General features: G+C 53.4%; 10 protein-coding genes. 2 read left to right on the top strand and 8 right to left on the bottom strand.

The genetic code is table 11. The annotated features are described in order from the left end of the window. Window positions 1-215 precede the first annotated feature (215 nt). Window positions 216-419, bottom strand: coding sequence for a hypothetical protein (locus tag S1OALGB6SA_RS10745; protein ID WP_124032302.1), 204 nt, complete (start codon window positions 417-419; stop codon window positions 216-218). Between the two features lie 192 nt (window positions 420-611). Between S1OALGB6SA_RS10745 and tpx the strand changes: the two genes are divergently transcribed. Then, a complete protein-coding gene (gene tpx / locus S1OALGB6SA_RS01355; protein ID WP_124032301.1) occupies window positions 612-1112 on the top strand; it encodes a thiol peroxidase in 501 nt (166 codons plus the stop codon). A 275-nt stretch (window positions 1113-1387) separates the two neighbouring features. Here tpx and S1OALGB6SA_RS01350 read toward each other — a convergent pair whose 3' ends face one another. The 5 genes from S1OALGB6SA_RS01350 to S1OALGB6SA_RS10740 form a co-directional block, all read right to left on the bottom strand. Beyond that, window positions 1388-2305, bottom strand: coding sequence for a pseudouridine-5'-phosphate glycosidase (locus tag S1OALGB6SA_RS01350; RefSeq protein WP_230204349.1), 918 nt, complete (start codon window positions 2303-2305; stop codon window positions 1388-1390). Between the two features lie 3 nt (window positions 2306-2308). After that, window positions 2309-3223 carry a carbohydrate kinase family protein gene (locus S1OALGB6SA_RS01345; RefSeq protein WP_195910232.1) on the bottom strand — a complete coding sequence of 305 codons (915 nt, stop codon included), beginning with the start codon at window positions 3221-3223 and terminating at the stop codon, window positions 2309-2311. A 410-nt stretch (window positions 3224-3633) separates the two neighbouring features. Continuing rightward, window positions 3634-5226: an arsenite methyltransferase gene (arsM, locus tag S1OALGB6SA_RS01340; protein ID WP_124032299.1), complete on the bottom strand. Its 1593-nt coding sequence runs from the start codon at window positions 5224-5226 to the stop codon at window positions 3634-3636. Between the two features lie 15 nt (window positions 5227-5241). Next, window positions 5242-5520 (bottom strand): hypothetical protein, encoded by a 279-nt coding sequence (locus S1OALGB6SA_RS01335; RefSeq protein WP_124032298.1) that lies wholly within the window; start codon window positions 5518-5520, stop codon window positions 5242-5244. A 365-nt stretch (window positions 5521-5885) separates the two neighbouring features. Continuing rightward, on the bottom strand, window positions 5886-6245 hold the full coding sequence (locus S1OALGB6SA_RS10740) for an ArsR/SmtB family transcription factor (protein WP_306766970.1): 360 nt from the start codon (window positions 6243-6245) through the stop codon (window positions 5886-5888). A gap of 248 nt (window positions 6246-6493) precedes the next feature. Here S1OALGB6SA_RS10740 and S1OALGB6SA_RS01325 point away from each other — a divergent pair, with 248 nt between their 5' ends. Next, window positions 6494-6877, top strand: a complete 384-nt coding sequence (locus S1OALGB6SA_RS01325; protein ID WP_124032297.1) for a DUF4386 domain-containing protein — start codon at window positions 6494-6496, stop codon at window positions 6875-6877. Window positions 6878-7126: 249 nt separating this feature from the next. Here S1OALGB6SA_RS01325 and S1OALGB6SA_RS01320 read toward each other — a convergent pair whose 3' ends face one another. Together S1OALGB6SA_RS01320 and S1OALGB6SA_RS01315 are read right to left on the bottom strand one after the other, a co-directional pair. Beyond that, the gene (locus tag S1OALGB6SA_RS01320; protein WP_124032296.1) at window positions 7127-10909 is read right to left on the bottom strand and encodes an Eco57I restriction-modification methylase domain-containing protein; all 3783 of its coding nucleotides are present in this window, start codon (window positions 10907-10909) and stop codon (window positions 7127-7129) included. Continuing rightward, on the bottom strand, window positions 10906-12372 hold a 1467-nt coding region (locus tag S1OALGB6SA_RS01315; protein WP_306766969.1), incomplete at its 5' end, for a C-terminal helicase domain-containing protein. The genes S1OALGB6SA_RS01315 and S1OALGB6SA_RS01320, both read right to left, overlap by 4 nt.

Below are 12372 nucleotides of genomic sequence, written 5' to 3'. Positions count from 1 at the left end.
TACCAAAAGGCTCATAAGAGCCAAAACCGAGATACTGGATATTTTATTCATATTTTCTCCTATAATGAGTTAATTATAATCTCAAATATTATTATAACCCAATTCATCTTGATTCGCCAGTGAATTCAGGAGTTTCCCCAAACTCAGCGTCTACTTTCAAAGCGATAATCGGCCCCGGCCTTCGCATCGAGAGGCAATTCTAAAAGATACCACACTTAACATGAGACGTCATCCGCAGAACCCGCTGTACCGCTGGCCAGGGCACCTTGTACTCTTGTCTTCCGGATGCGGTGGTTGTTCTCATCTGCCACATAGACATTGCCGGTTGAGTCCACAGCCACTCCGGAGGGGTGGTTAAAGCGTGTTTCTGTTGCCGGCGCCCTCTCCGCATGGCAGCAGGGGCTGCCCCTATACCTGATTGGACTCTAAGGCGTCAGATGAGGTTCCTGTCGAGCATTTCGCTTGCGGCAGGAAGGCTGGCGCTGTCTCCTGTCGTTGCCGCAGGCTCCATACCTCATCACAACATGCTAACAGCATTTACTGAAAAATGTGCTTTGTGGTATATTGTCAGCAAATCACTGGCGGCATGAGTCCGCGGACAGGAGAGTCTGATGGCCGAAATTACATTCAAGGGAATCCAGATCCGGACAAGCGGCAGTCTTCCCCCCGTGGGAAGCATCGCTCCGGAGTTCTGTCTTGTTAATACAAACCTCGAAGAGGTTAAACTCTCGAACTTCGACGGGGTGAGGGTGCTGAACGTCTTTCCCAGCGTCGATACGGCCGTTTGCGCCACCTCGGTGCGTATCTTCAATAAAGAAGCTGGTTCGATGGACGGGGTTGAAGTTCTCAACGTTTCAGCCGATCTTCCATTCGCACACAAACGCTTTTGCGGTGCGGAAAATCTGGCTGGCGTGGTTAGCCTGTCCTGTTTCAGATCAACCTTTCCCGAGGATTACGGCTTGAAGATTGATAACGGTATTCTCGCGGGCCTGTGCTCACGGGTTGTCATCGTTGTGGACTCAGCCGGCAGGGTTCTTTATTCAGAGCAGGTGCCGGATATTGGCTCGGAGCCAAACTACGATGCAGCGCTGGCGGCAGCTGGCAAGGGATAGATGACGCGCTGAGACGCCGATGCGGCTGTGAGAGCGGGGGTTCCGCTCTGTGGTTGAGCGCTTCTGCGTTGCACCGGTAGCACGCCAGCCAGATGGTTTTTACTCACCACAAAATGCGTCCCTGGGAGCACGGTGGTGTCAATTCCTTCATCTGGAGCATGGTTTGTGCAGCCTTGGGTTGGCATTACATCGATATACTGGATACGCTTTCCTGCGACAGAGCTGAAGCAGTCATCCCGCCTGTTTTGTTGAACCTCGATGTGGCGAATTTTCTATTATTGCGAATTTAACGCAACGGCAATCCTTGCGCCGGTTGCAGCGTTATTTTTTATGAGCGCGATGTTTGCTTCAAGGCTTCTGCCTCCGGTGATTTCCTGGATCCGGTTGAGCAGGAATGGTGTAACGTCTTTTCCACGGACATTTTTTTCTTTCGCTTCCTCGAGAGACTTCTGAATTGCGTTTTGCATCTCCGCACTGTCCATCGCATCTGCTTCCGGTACGGGAGTTGCAATAACCATTCCGCCGCGAATTCCCATTTCTCTTTGGACACGAATTAAATGTGCGGTTTCTTCCGGTGTGTCGACGCGGGTATTCACCGGGTATCCGCTTGATCGTATGTAAAAAGCCGGAAACTCATCTGTTTGATATCCGATAACAGGGACGCCGTGCGTTTCGAGAAACTCCATTGTTCTGCCAATGTCCAGAATGGCTTTGGCGCCAGCGCACACGACAGTAACACTTGTACGGCCAAGTTCCGGAAGATCCGCGGAAATGTCCATCGTGACTTCTCCCTTTTTGTGCACGCCTCCGATGCCCCCGGTTACAAATACTTCAATTCCCGCAGATTCTGCGCATATCATTGTTGCAGCTACCGTTGTGGCGCCGTCTCTTTTCTTTGCCAGAACAATTGCAATATCTCTCCGGCTGACTTTTTGTGCAGACGTCTTATTGCCGATGTAGTCAATATCATCTTCACTCAAGCCAATTCTGATTTTCCCCTTCATTATTGCGATGGTTGCAGGGATCGCACCGTTATCACGGATTATTTTTTCAACTTCCATCGCAGTCTCGACATTCGCGGGATACGGCATCCCGTGTGCAATTATGGTTGATTCGAGAGCCACAACAGGCAAGCCGTCTGTTTTGGCCTGCTGGACTTCGTCGGAATATGCAACCCATCTCGCCAGATTCATTTGTTATGCAGGTTCGCCTGTAAGTTTGTAGAGTTTATCTGCACTGAGTTCTGGATGGACAGCATGCTTGCTTCTTAAAGCTTGTATGGCAGCGGCTGTTCCGAGTTTGGCAGATACTTCCAGAGATTTTCCTGTGGAGAGGCCGAATATAACACCTGCAGAGTGGGAATCGCCGGCACCGGTTACATCAATGACATCTGTCATGAGTACCGGAATGTGTCTGGATTCTTCGTCTGTGACAATACACTGTCCTTCAGCGCCAAGGCTGATCAACGCGCGTGCCGCCCCTCGTTTCCGTATTTGCCTGCCGGCTTCTATTGCATCATCCGGTGTCTTGATATCGATTCCGGACAGCACGGCTGCTTCATCGCGGTTAGGCAAAATCAGATCGATGCCTGATAGATTATCAGGTAATTTCTTTGTCTTATGTGTTGAAACCGGATTCACAATCAATTGCTTGCCTCTGTCTAACGACTGCCCGATGATGTACTCGATTACTTCTGCTGAGAAGTTTGTGTCCATAAAAACGATATCGCCCTCTTCGATTTTCAGCCATTTTTTCTCGATGAACCCGAAATCGAGACTGTCATAGAGAGCCATGTCGGATACGGATGCTTGTAATTCTCCTGAGCAGTCCAGGATGGCGGTATAGGTTCCGGTTCTTTTTGATGGAAGTATGGTTGAGTGGCCAAGGTAGACTCCTGCCCGGGCTGTTGTCTTTTTTAACCAGGCGCCGTCCGCATCGTCGCCAAAGACGGTCACCAATGACACCTTGGCGCCCAGCCGGGCAAGCGCCTCTGCCACATTGCGGGCAACACCTCCGCTCGATGTGGTGAGCCTGCCGGGGTTGGAAGTACCTTTTTCAAACTGTGCGATGGTTTTCGCTTTTCTGTCGACATTCGCGCCGCCGACGCACATAATCAATTTCCCCGACATAACCTGTTTATGGGAACACAGCAGCTGAGGGCTCGTCAAGAGAGAGAGTTTGACATGAATGCTGGAGTTTCACAATTGGCCGCGGGTAGGGGAGAGTGTCGGCGGCAGGCCATCGATTGTCGATAAGGTAAGCTCGCTTCAGGTAGTTGTTCCTTCGTGAATCACGGCACTCTGGCCGATTCAACATCCGCCTCCAACTTTTACACACCTCTTCGAAGACGACATTCTTTCCGAGCGTCGTTCCTGATATCAAACTTTGCTGATGTAAGATAGTGTGAGTTCACCACAGAGACAGGGAGATAATTATCAGAGTTGCAGGCAGGATGATGTACTCGATTACTTCATTCGACCGCTCATTTGCCTTTCATTCCGGCAATTTGTCGTGCTCATTTTCATTGCTCGCAGCATCTTCCCTTATAAGAGGCTGGCTTGCTTTCATCCGAACAACAACACGAGGGTTCTAAATCTGTCCCGATGCTGCTGGAGGGTTTCAATGCGGAAAATTTGAGGCTGGCAACCTTCCCGTCGAGAGCGGTTATGATGTTGTTTTTCAGTTCATCAGTTAGGTTTTCGGAAGAGCAGCTGCATCCGCCGGAAGTTTCAGAGCTCACCAATGACTTAAGCTGGTTTCTGTCATAAACGAGGCGTGATGCTACCAAAACATCCCTCAGTCCGCATTGTTTCAGTTCGGCAAGATATTCTTCTTCGGAAATTGCCCCTGCAATGCAGGAAGCATAGAGTTCCATGTTCCGCTTGACGGAGTCCGGCATTTCTGCGGCGACGATATCCGAGATAGAGATACGGCCACCGGGTTTGAGCACCCGATATATTTCGGCAAATACTTTGTCTTTCTCCGGAGAAAGGTTGATAACGCAGTTTGAAATAACCCAGTCTATCGATGCGCTCTCCACGGGCATTTTCTCTATCATGCCTTTGCGCACCTCGATGTTTTGCAATCCTGAATCAGCGATGTTCTTCCGGGCTTTGGCTATCATTTCATCGGTCATGTCGATACCGATCACCCTGCCTTTTGAGCCGACTTTTTTAGCTGCCATGATTAAATCGATTCCAGCGCCACTGCCGAGATCGAGTACGACTTGTCCTTCTTTGACTTCGGAAAATGCGAGTGGATTACCACAGCCAAATGAAACTGCGCCATCGGGAATGTCTGAGAGCTCGTTTTCTGAATAACCAGCCATTTTGGATAAGACACCAGCTTTCGGACCGTCACAGCATCCACCAGATGACTGAATGCTCCTCGCATAAAAGGAAGACACCTGGCTTCTAATAGAATCGGCTTCCTTCATCTCTGCGTTGTTGGCGAATACGATTGAAAGGCGTTTTTTCAGTTCATCTGCAACCCTGCGAAAAGCATCTGGTGAGGCAGGATCGGGTAATTCCCAATGCACCCGATGCACTTCTCCCGGGAATAGCGGGCATTCTTTTTCGCCGCACAACGTAATTACGGTATCGACAGTGGCCGGATTTATCTGAGAAGCATTTTTAGAGCTCTGTTTTGACGCATCGATACCCAGCTCCGACAGAACTGCAATCGCTTCCGGCCGAACGCTCGTTGGTTTGGAACCGGCAGATTGAACCCTTACTCCAGCGGGAGCGAGCTTGCGCGCGATGCCTTCGCCGATTTGGCTGCGGGCGGAATTGTTTACGCAGAGAAAGAGAAGTCCTTTCGGTTTAAGCGCGTTAAGGATGCTCGCCTCGATGAGCCATTTCGGCGGTACGCCTTCATCGCCATAAAGCCGGCAGGATATGGATGGTTGGCGTGCGGAATCGTATTCCAAATCCATACCATCGATGTGAATCGAGGGCGATCCATAGAAATTATACTTTTGTGCCGCTTCCTCTGTTGCAACTTGTATTTTTTCTATGGCGGTATCCGAAACCAGCTCCGATACAGCTTCTTCCAGTCTGCTGTATGCGGTTTCTGTATTGGGACATTTATCAAAATACAGGAATTGAATTTTCATAATTTCTCACTTTTTTTAGAATCGAACCAGCCTGTAATTTTCAGGCAAATCCGCACCAGCATTGCCGGCGCCTCGAGATAAGAGGGGCCAGCCACGCCGGCCAAACAGGATGGCCGCAGGGGTACTTGCAGCATTGTGCAGAACAGCTTTTCCCAGTCCCTGCGCATCGCCGACATCGAGGCCCGGGGTTATTTCAACCAGCCCCGCCGCATCGGCGCCGACAGCGTTCCCGGAAAGAAGACCGAAACGGTTGAGAGCCCGGTTGACAAGAAGAGTCAGACCCGCGGGCTTCAAATCTTTGCCTGCCTGAAGAATTTCGGTGAATCGGTTTCACGTTTTTCACTATGGGACACATCATGAAGGGGGGATGCATCATGCAGCAATGGATGGAGATTTCCGGAACGCCGTCAACCTTAACCGGGAGTTCATCCACTGGGCCACCGGGGGGAGCCAGCTTGCCAAAAACCGGTTCCACTGTACAAAATGAGCCAGACGGCCAGAGAGAGTTCGAAGAATCCGGGGCCTTCTTTGGTGATACGCATCCTGGTTGCAGCCATCAGATTCCTTATAAGCTTATTTGCAAAGCGCGGCTTCGCAGGCAGCTCCACCGGCCAGCCTTTTTCCCAGCCATTCACTTAGACGCGATTCTATCTCATCGGCTAAGAAGAGATGAGATGAGCTCGGCAATCGCTCGAAGAACCCGGCCCGGCTCCTTGCCGGGATGAGGATGCATCATGTAGTAAACTCAAGGTGCCCTCGCGCCGGTTATCCAGAAGCCCCGCGTTCTCTTGAGATATCGCAGATGCCGTGATGCTTTGGATTGGGAAGTTTGTGAGAACTCTCATGACATCACAGACACAAAGTTTTCCATGCCTAAGCAAAAGCGCCATGATGGTTAAGCGTGTTTCATCTGCCAGAGCTTTGAATACGTCTGCGTACACTCTCTTAAGAGTTGGCTGCTCCTTATATCTCCATGCAATATACTCGTATAAGCGGTTATATGCAAGTATTAAAATCATGAAATTTCAGTCGCAGAGCTCTCTTCGATCAGCTTGCTGCAGTACTGTAGTGCACAGGCATCATGAAAAAAAGCATCATAACACATCTTAAGATATTCAGTCTGGATGTCAGCGGGAATGCATGGTTTTTCAGTTCCGACTGCCGCCTGCGATGTGGGCGGGAATTGCCGGTAGTCCTGCAGCTCAAGCTCATCATCAGGGGCAGTTGTTCTTTTGTATAAGCTGATGCAAATCTTATCCTTCAGCTGATGGTGATTCCCGCTCCGCCGGGCGTCCCTGTCGCTATGCTAAACACTTTGAACAGAATTGCAGCGCTCATGTTGATAAAAACCCCCGAACAAATGATGTTTTTTCTTGATTTGAATGAGCAAGGTATTGTTATCGCTTCCATATTTTGGGGACTTTGGTTATTTCCTTTAGGTTATTTAGTTTATAAATCTGGTTATTTACCGAAATTTTTCGGCATTGCGGCAATAATCGGGGGTTTTGGCTATTTGCTTGGATCTTTTACGAATTTGCTTTTTCCAAATTTGGGAAATTTATTGTTAGTTTTTGACATTATGACCTTTGGAGAGGTGGTATTTATTCTTTGGCTTGTAATCAGAGGTGCAAAAATACCTGAAATTAAATAGCTGCTCATTATTGTTGCCAAACTATTCTTTGCCCTGATTCCCAATTGCCAACTATCTCCATCAGTCCATTCATCAAGATATCCTGGATCATCCTGCCAAATCGTATCGGATACTGCCCTCGCCAGTTTATTTGTGCTGATTGCTCGGAAATCCCGCTTGCATGTTATCCGGCTGCCAGAGAGCGAGGCGCATTCCGGGCAGTTGCCCGCATCCGGAGTCCAGGCCGCGCTCGAGGCCTATCTGCTTTTTTCATTCTTGCCCCCCATAGGCCTCCAGAATCAGTTTTTTCGTTCTGTACTCGCCGTATTTTTCTTCGTCCCTTCGGCGAACCAGGGGGAAGGCGTCGAGCAGGTAGAAGAGTTCCTCTTCGGAAAGGCCGTAGATATCCCGGGCCACGATTGCATCGATTGCCGCGCGCGCGTTAAGGCGCTCTTCCCCCCTTGAGAGTCCGGGCGGCTCTGAATTCGGCCCGATGGGCTGAACCCAGCCATAGGATGCCATGGCGTTCCAGTATGCGTTCATCTCGGGCGTCGTGCAGGAAAGGCGAAGTACGAGGGGCGCCAGCCTGGCGAGTATCGAATCTTCCACCTTATAGCGGGGGAAGGGCAGGCTGTTCAAAACCGTGAAGGTGACATGAAGTCCAATCTTCTTTCTCACCAGAAAGTCCATGGTGAAGGAGTTGGCTGTAGCCAGCCATGGAATCAGGGCCCAGTCCTCCGCAAATACTATGGTTGGAACAGTATTCCCTGCGATGCAGGCATTTGGCAGCAGAGCCGCGATGAAGCTTCGCTCGTTTGTAGGGTTCGTGATATCATGGTATCCCGCGCGGTAGCTGAAGGGCCTTTCGCCGAGTCTGGCCGAAATGTTTTTTTTGAGCACCCGCCACTGAGGCTGAATAGACTTGGAGCCGAAGTCCAGCTTTTCCCATATGGTCGCGCGACCTCTTCCGGAGCGATACCCCTTGTAGCAGTGATCGTACTGTCCCAGCATCCTCGCCTGGTAGAGGGGAAGGCCGTCAGGGTTTTCGGAGAACAGTTCCCGGTCATTGCCCATATCGATTTCGCGAAGCTGATAGTACCTGGAGCCTCCCGCCTCTTCGCTCCCCAGCCGCGGCCAGCGGGCATAGAGTTTTTTGGCGATTTCGATGTCTTTCGGGCTTTCGAACTCCAGGATGTCCAGGTTTTCCGGCGACAAATCATGGACAAGGGACAGGGGCATGCTCAGGCAGTTCCCGGCCATAACGCTCGAGAGCCGCGGGCGGCTCCTGATGTTGAATGCGGTCTTGAAGCTCCTTGTTCGGCCAAAGCGGATGACGCTGTAGATTGCAAATTTGAACCGACTGTCAATCCCCTCGAACCAGATGCCTCCAGGGTTGTCAAAGCCGTAGATGCTTTCAAGCTGATGGTTTTCGAACAAGTCCTTTCTAACGGGCTTGCAGTGGACGCCGTTGTAGAACCCCGCCGGCACCAGCTGGGACGCGCGCCCCCTTGTTATCGTGAGCGCAACTTCGATAAACGCTTGATATAGATTGATATCTCCCACTCCCCTCTTGTCGTAGCGCCCGCTCTTCTTGATGAACAGCGCCTGGGCGTAGATGTTTCTTCGATATCGGGCCCATTTCGCGGCGGTGGCGTCATCCTCGAGCAGATCCGCCATCATGCGCCTCTCTCCGGCTAAATCCTGAAACCTGATATCGGGATTGTACTCGGAGAAGAATTCCTGCATATAAGGCTTAAGCTTGTCCCACGGCGGATTTCCGATAACCGCGTCAAATCCGACTTCCGAACCTGATTTTCCGGCCGGAAACACGGCTGGAAAGGCGAGCTGCCAGTGAAAGAAGCGATACTCCTCTGCCAGTTCGCACACGGAATTTCGGATAGCCTGCGGCACGGCGTCCCGGCTCAACCTGTTCCATAGATTTTCTGTAATCACCGGCGCGCCGCCAGTTTGCTTAACGGCGAAAAAGATGGATGTCCACGCGTCGGCTCTAAACCAGGCATCCCTGAATTCATGGGATTCGGTAAGCGCCTTCCAGTTCTTCTCCTTTATGCGAAGGCTCTTTATCCGGTTGTCGGGCGCATCTTCGATGTCCGCGGCCCTTTTCGATACCAGCGCCGCTTCCGCCGCCTCATCGAAATCCGCGAGCATGGTCTTCTGGCCGGCTTCCAGGTCTTTTCGTTCGCTCCTGTTCTGCTTTTTCAGCGCCTGGGCCGCCTTTCTGTCGTCTCCCTCTATGGCATCGAAGGCGCCGTCCGGAATGCCCCCCGCCATCAGGGCGGGCGTTGCGCCCAGCAGCGCGTTTCCGCATTGGATATGGCTGTCCAGGAAGGAGAGCGGCTTGCCAGGCTCGAGGGCCTCCATCCAGAGGCTCACCTTGCAGAGCTCCACGGCCATGGGGTTCAGGTCTACACCGAAGATGCACCTGCCCACAACATCGCGAAGCGCCGTTTGAACATCAGAGGGGCTCGGCTCATCATCGCCCAGGCGAACGGCGGCAAGGCGCCTGGCTATGCGGCGGGCGGCCGCCACCAGGAAGCACCCCGATCCGCAGGCCGGATCGCAAATCTTCAAGTTCAGAATGGCCTCTTCCGCATTGGGCTTCCTGCATGCCTCATCGAGCATCGGATTCAGAGTGGTGTCCAGCAGGCAGTCCACCAGGGTTGCCGAAGTGTAATAGCTGCCGGTGGTTTTGCGCTCGTGGCCGGCCTCGGTGGCGAGTTTGAAGTTGCCGAAACCGATGTGCGGGTGCAGTTCGAGCAGGCTCTCGTAAACGCTCCCCAGCTCGTCCGCGCCCACGTTGCGCCAGTTTACAGGCAGGCGGGTGGAGCCTTCCTGAATGTGTGAAAGAGAGCGAACGGCGCTGAGGACATGCTCGTTGGCGCACTCGGCGTCCATCAGATACGAACAGGCCTCCGGGTTCCAGAGCAGGCTGCCCAGGGCGGGGAGCGCCAAATCCTTGTAGCCGTTGTTCAGTTTATTCATAATCAGAGCGAGTCCCTGCCATAAGTCGCCATGGGGTCCGCCGCGCCTCTTGTCGGCCAGCTCCCGCAGCCTGCCCGCGGCGTAGTAGCGGCGGTAGCGTTCCCGCGCCTCTTCGGGCGCATTTGGATTTAGCAGGGCTTCCCGCTCCTCGGCCGCGAAGAGGAAGATAAGCCGGTAGGCCAGTCGAAGAATCTGCCTGTAGTATTCCTGCTTGTCGAGAGCTCCGGATTGCAGAGCTTCCTTCAGTCTTGTGTTGGCCTGATGGTTCAAAAATCCCGTGCCCAGACTCTCTATGGCCTTCTCCACGCCTCCTCGGAGCTTGTCCAGGGCTCGAACGCCCTCATCCTGCGAAATACCGAACCAGGTTTCGAGCCAGCAGTCCTCGGACTTCTCGGCTTCAACCCGACTCTGGTGGCATATCAGCCAGAGCAGCAGGAACTCGCTGTACTGCTCCCCGTCCATAATGGCCTGGAGATCGAACTCCACATAGGCCTGCCTGGTCAGGCTGTGATGATCGCGCAGCAGTCTCAGCCGATAGCCGTTGGCAACAAAGCCCCATAAATGCTTATCCGACTGGTTCAGGAAGGCCTGAACCAGGCCGTGAGGCGAAGACTGGGCCGCTCCGGCCACGCCCTTCTGCCTGCGGTCGAGGTCGACTCGGCATCCCAAGAGATGGATTGGGGAGTTATGCCATGTGTGGGAGATGGAGAAGCTTCTGCCCTCCGTCTTGATGGCTCTGCCCCTGGGGAGTCGTCCGTATTCCAACTCCTTGAAAAGCGGCAGGAGCCAGCGATCGCGGGTAAGGCCGCTTGCCGGTGAATGCTCCGGTTCCTTCTCCAGGTTTTTCCGAAAAACCCGCCAGGTGGCGATTAGCTGGTTCCAGGAGCGGTTGACAGCCTCGCCGATGCGTTCGTGCGGCCCTAAATTATAGGTGTCCGCCCTGGTTCCGGGCAGGGTTGAATCGCCGCTTTGGATGCGGCTCAGAATATCCTGCGGGAGGAGTCCTCCATCAGTGCGAACGGCGCTGAACCTGCGACTGGAGCGGCTCATGCCTTTTGTTCCGAGACTATTGGAAGATAGACGTAGATTCCAAGAACATCGACTGGCATGTGCACGTCAACTGAGCGAACCTCGTTCCGCGTTGTCTTGCGCACGCGTTTATGAGCTTTGAACAGGGCATCGCCCCGCTCCCTGGCCATCTGGCTGATGCGGGGACGGAGTTGATCGAAATTCTCCATTATTCTGCCTATCGCGTCCCGGGCCAAACCCCTGCCGATGTTGGCGTCCGCATCTGCCGAAAGCAGCGATTCGACATCCCCCTTCGCAATCCATTTGGCCTGCGCCGGGCTTCCGATAAAGCCCGCAAGGGCGACATCTTCCGCGAGCAGGGGGCGTTCTTTTCCGTCGCGGCCGCGGCTTACGATGTGGAAGCGCATGCGCAGCAGCAGCACACTCGTGCGGGAGGATACGGCCTTGCTGCGAATCACTCCGCAGCGCCTGCCCGGCCCCTTTCCTTCAAGGGCCGTCTCCAGCACATGCGCCGCCAGTCCCTCGATAACGGGGTGGGTGCGGGTAAGAAGCAGCACGTCTTTCTCGGGCTGGCCGTTGAAGGCGGCATCGAAGCCATCAGTTTTGCCGATTGCGTCTTTGAGCGCCCGGGATGTTTCACTTAAGTTTACGGTTAACCGCTCTTCTCCCGAAACTCTGGCGCCGAGCATTTTGAGCGCGGTTCGGGCAAAGCGGCTCACATCTTCCTCGCCGCCGAGTGCCTGGCGAACCTCTTCGAGCTCCTTTCGTACTTCGGTTTTCACCGTTTTGAGCATCTGATTTTGAGCGAAGAGCGTTCTGCTCCGCCTTTCCCGCTCAACCGCGGCTTCCCACTGGGTGTCCACGGGCTCTTGAATGGGCTCGAGGAAATCGAGGTCGAGCTGCTGATTGCCCGACGGCCCGTGGATTAGCAAACCCTCCAGTATGGCGTCTTCGATGACGCGCGTCTCCATGGGAACTGGAACGATAACTCCAAGCTTCCTGTGTATGGTTTTGTGCTTGCGCAGGAGTACCTGCAGCACGATGCCGTCAACGGGGTTGTCCTGGCCGTAGAAGGTTAGGGTTCGAACCTTCTTCCTGGGCTGTCCGTAGCGATCGACCCGCCCCTCCCGCTGTTCGTGCCGCGTAGGGTTCCAGGAAAGATCGTAGTGCATCATCGCGTCGAAACTGTGCTGCAGGTTGATGCCTTCGCTCAGACAGTCAGTGCAGACAAGCACGCGCCGCTCGTTGATTCTCAGCGCGTCCACTCGTTGTTCCCGTTCCTCCGGCGGCATGGAGCCGGTTATCGCTTCAATCACAACGCCCTTCTCTTCGAGCTTCGAGCGCAGGAATTTAGCCAGGTACTCGACGGTGGGAATGAAGCGGCAGAACAGAATCGGCGAATAGCCATCGGCCAGGAATTTCTTCACCAGTTCCAAAGCCCGGGCAAGCTTGGCATCTTCCCTGCCTTTAAGAGCTTCCGCTTC

The sequence above is a fragment of the Olavius algarvensis spirochete endosymbiont genome (assembly GCA_900608495.1).
Taxonomy (GTDB): domain Bacteria; phylum Spirochaetota; class Spirochaetia; order DSM-2461; family DSM-2461; genus UBA2779.
This window is presented reverse-complemented; position numbering and strand designations above follow the sequence as displayed.

Bases quoted from the DNA above. Each gene is read 5' to 3' on its own strand.
- tpx (WP_124032301.1), top strand. From the start codon at position 612: ATGGCCGAAATTACATTCAAGGGAATCCAGATCCGGACAAGCGGCAGT.
- S1OALGB6SA_RS01350 (WP_230204349.1), bottom strand. From the start codon at position 2,305: ATGAATCTGGCGAGATGGGTTGCATATTCCGACGAAGTCCAGCAGGCC.
- S1OALGB6SA_RS01345 (WP_195910232.1), bottom strand. From the start codon at position 3,223: ATGTGCGTCGGCGGCGCGAATGTCGACAGAAAAGCGAAAACCATCGCA.
- arsM (WP_124032299.1), bottom strand. From the start codon at position 5,226: ATGAAAATTCAATTCCTGTATTTTGATAAATGTCCCAATACAGAAACC.
- S1OALGB6SA_RS10740 (WP_306766970.1), bottom strand. From the start codon at position 6,245: ATGATTTTAATACTTGCATATAACCGCTTATACGAGTATATTGCATGG.
- S1OALGB6SA_RS01325 (WP_124032297.1), top strand. From the start codon at position 6,494: ATGGTGATTCCCGCTCCGCCGGGCGTCCCTGTCGCTATGCTAAACACT.
- S1OALGB6SA_RS01320 (WP_124032296.1), bottom strand. From the start codon at position 10,909: ATGAGCCGCTCCAGTCGCAGGTTCAGCGCCGTTCGCACTGATGGAGGA.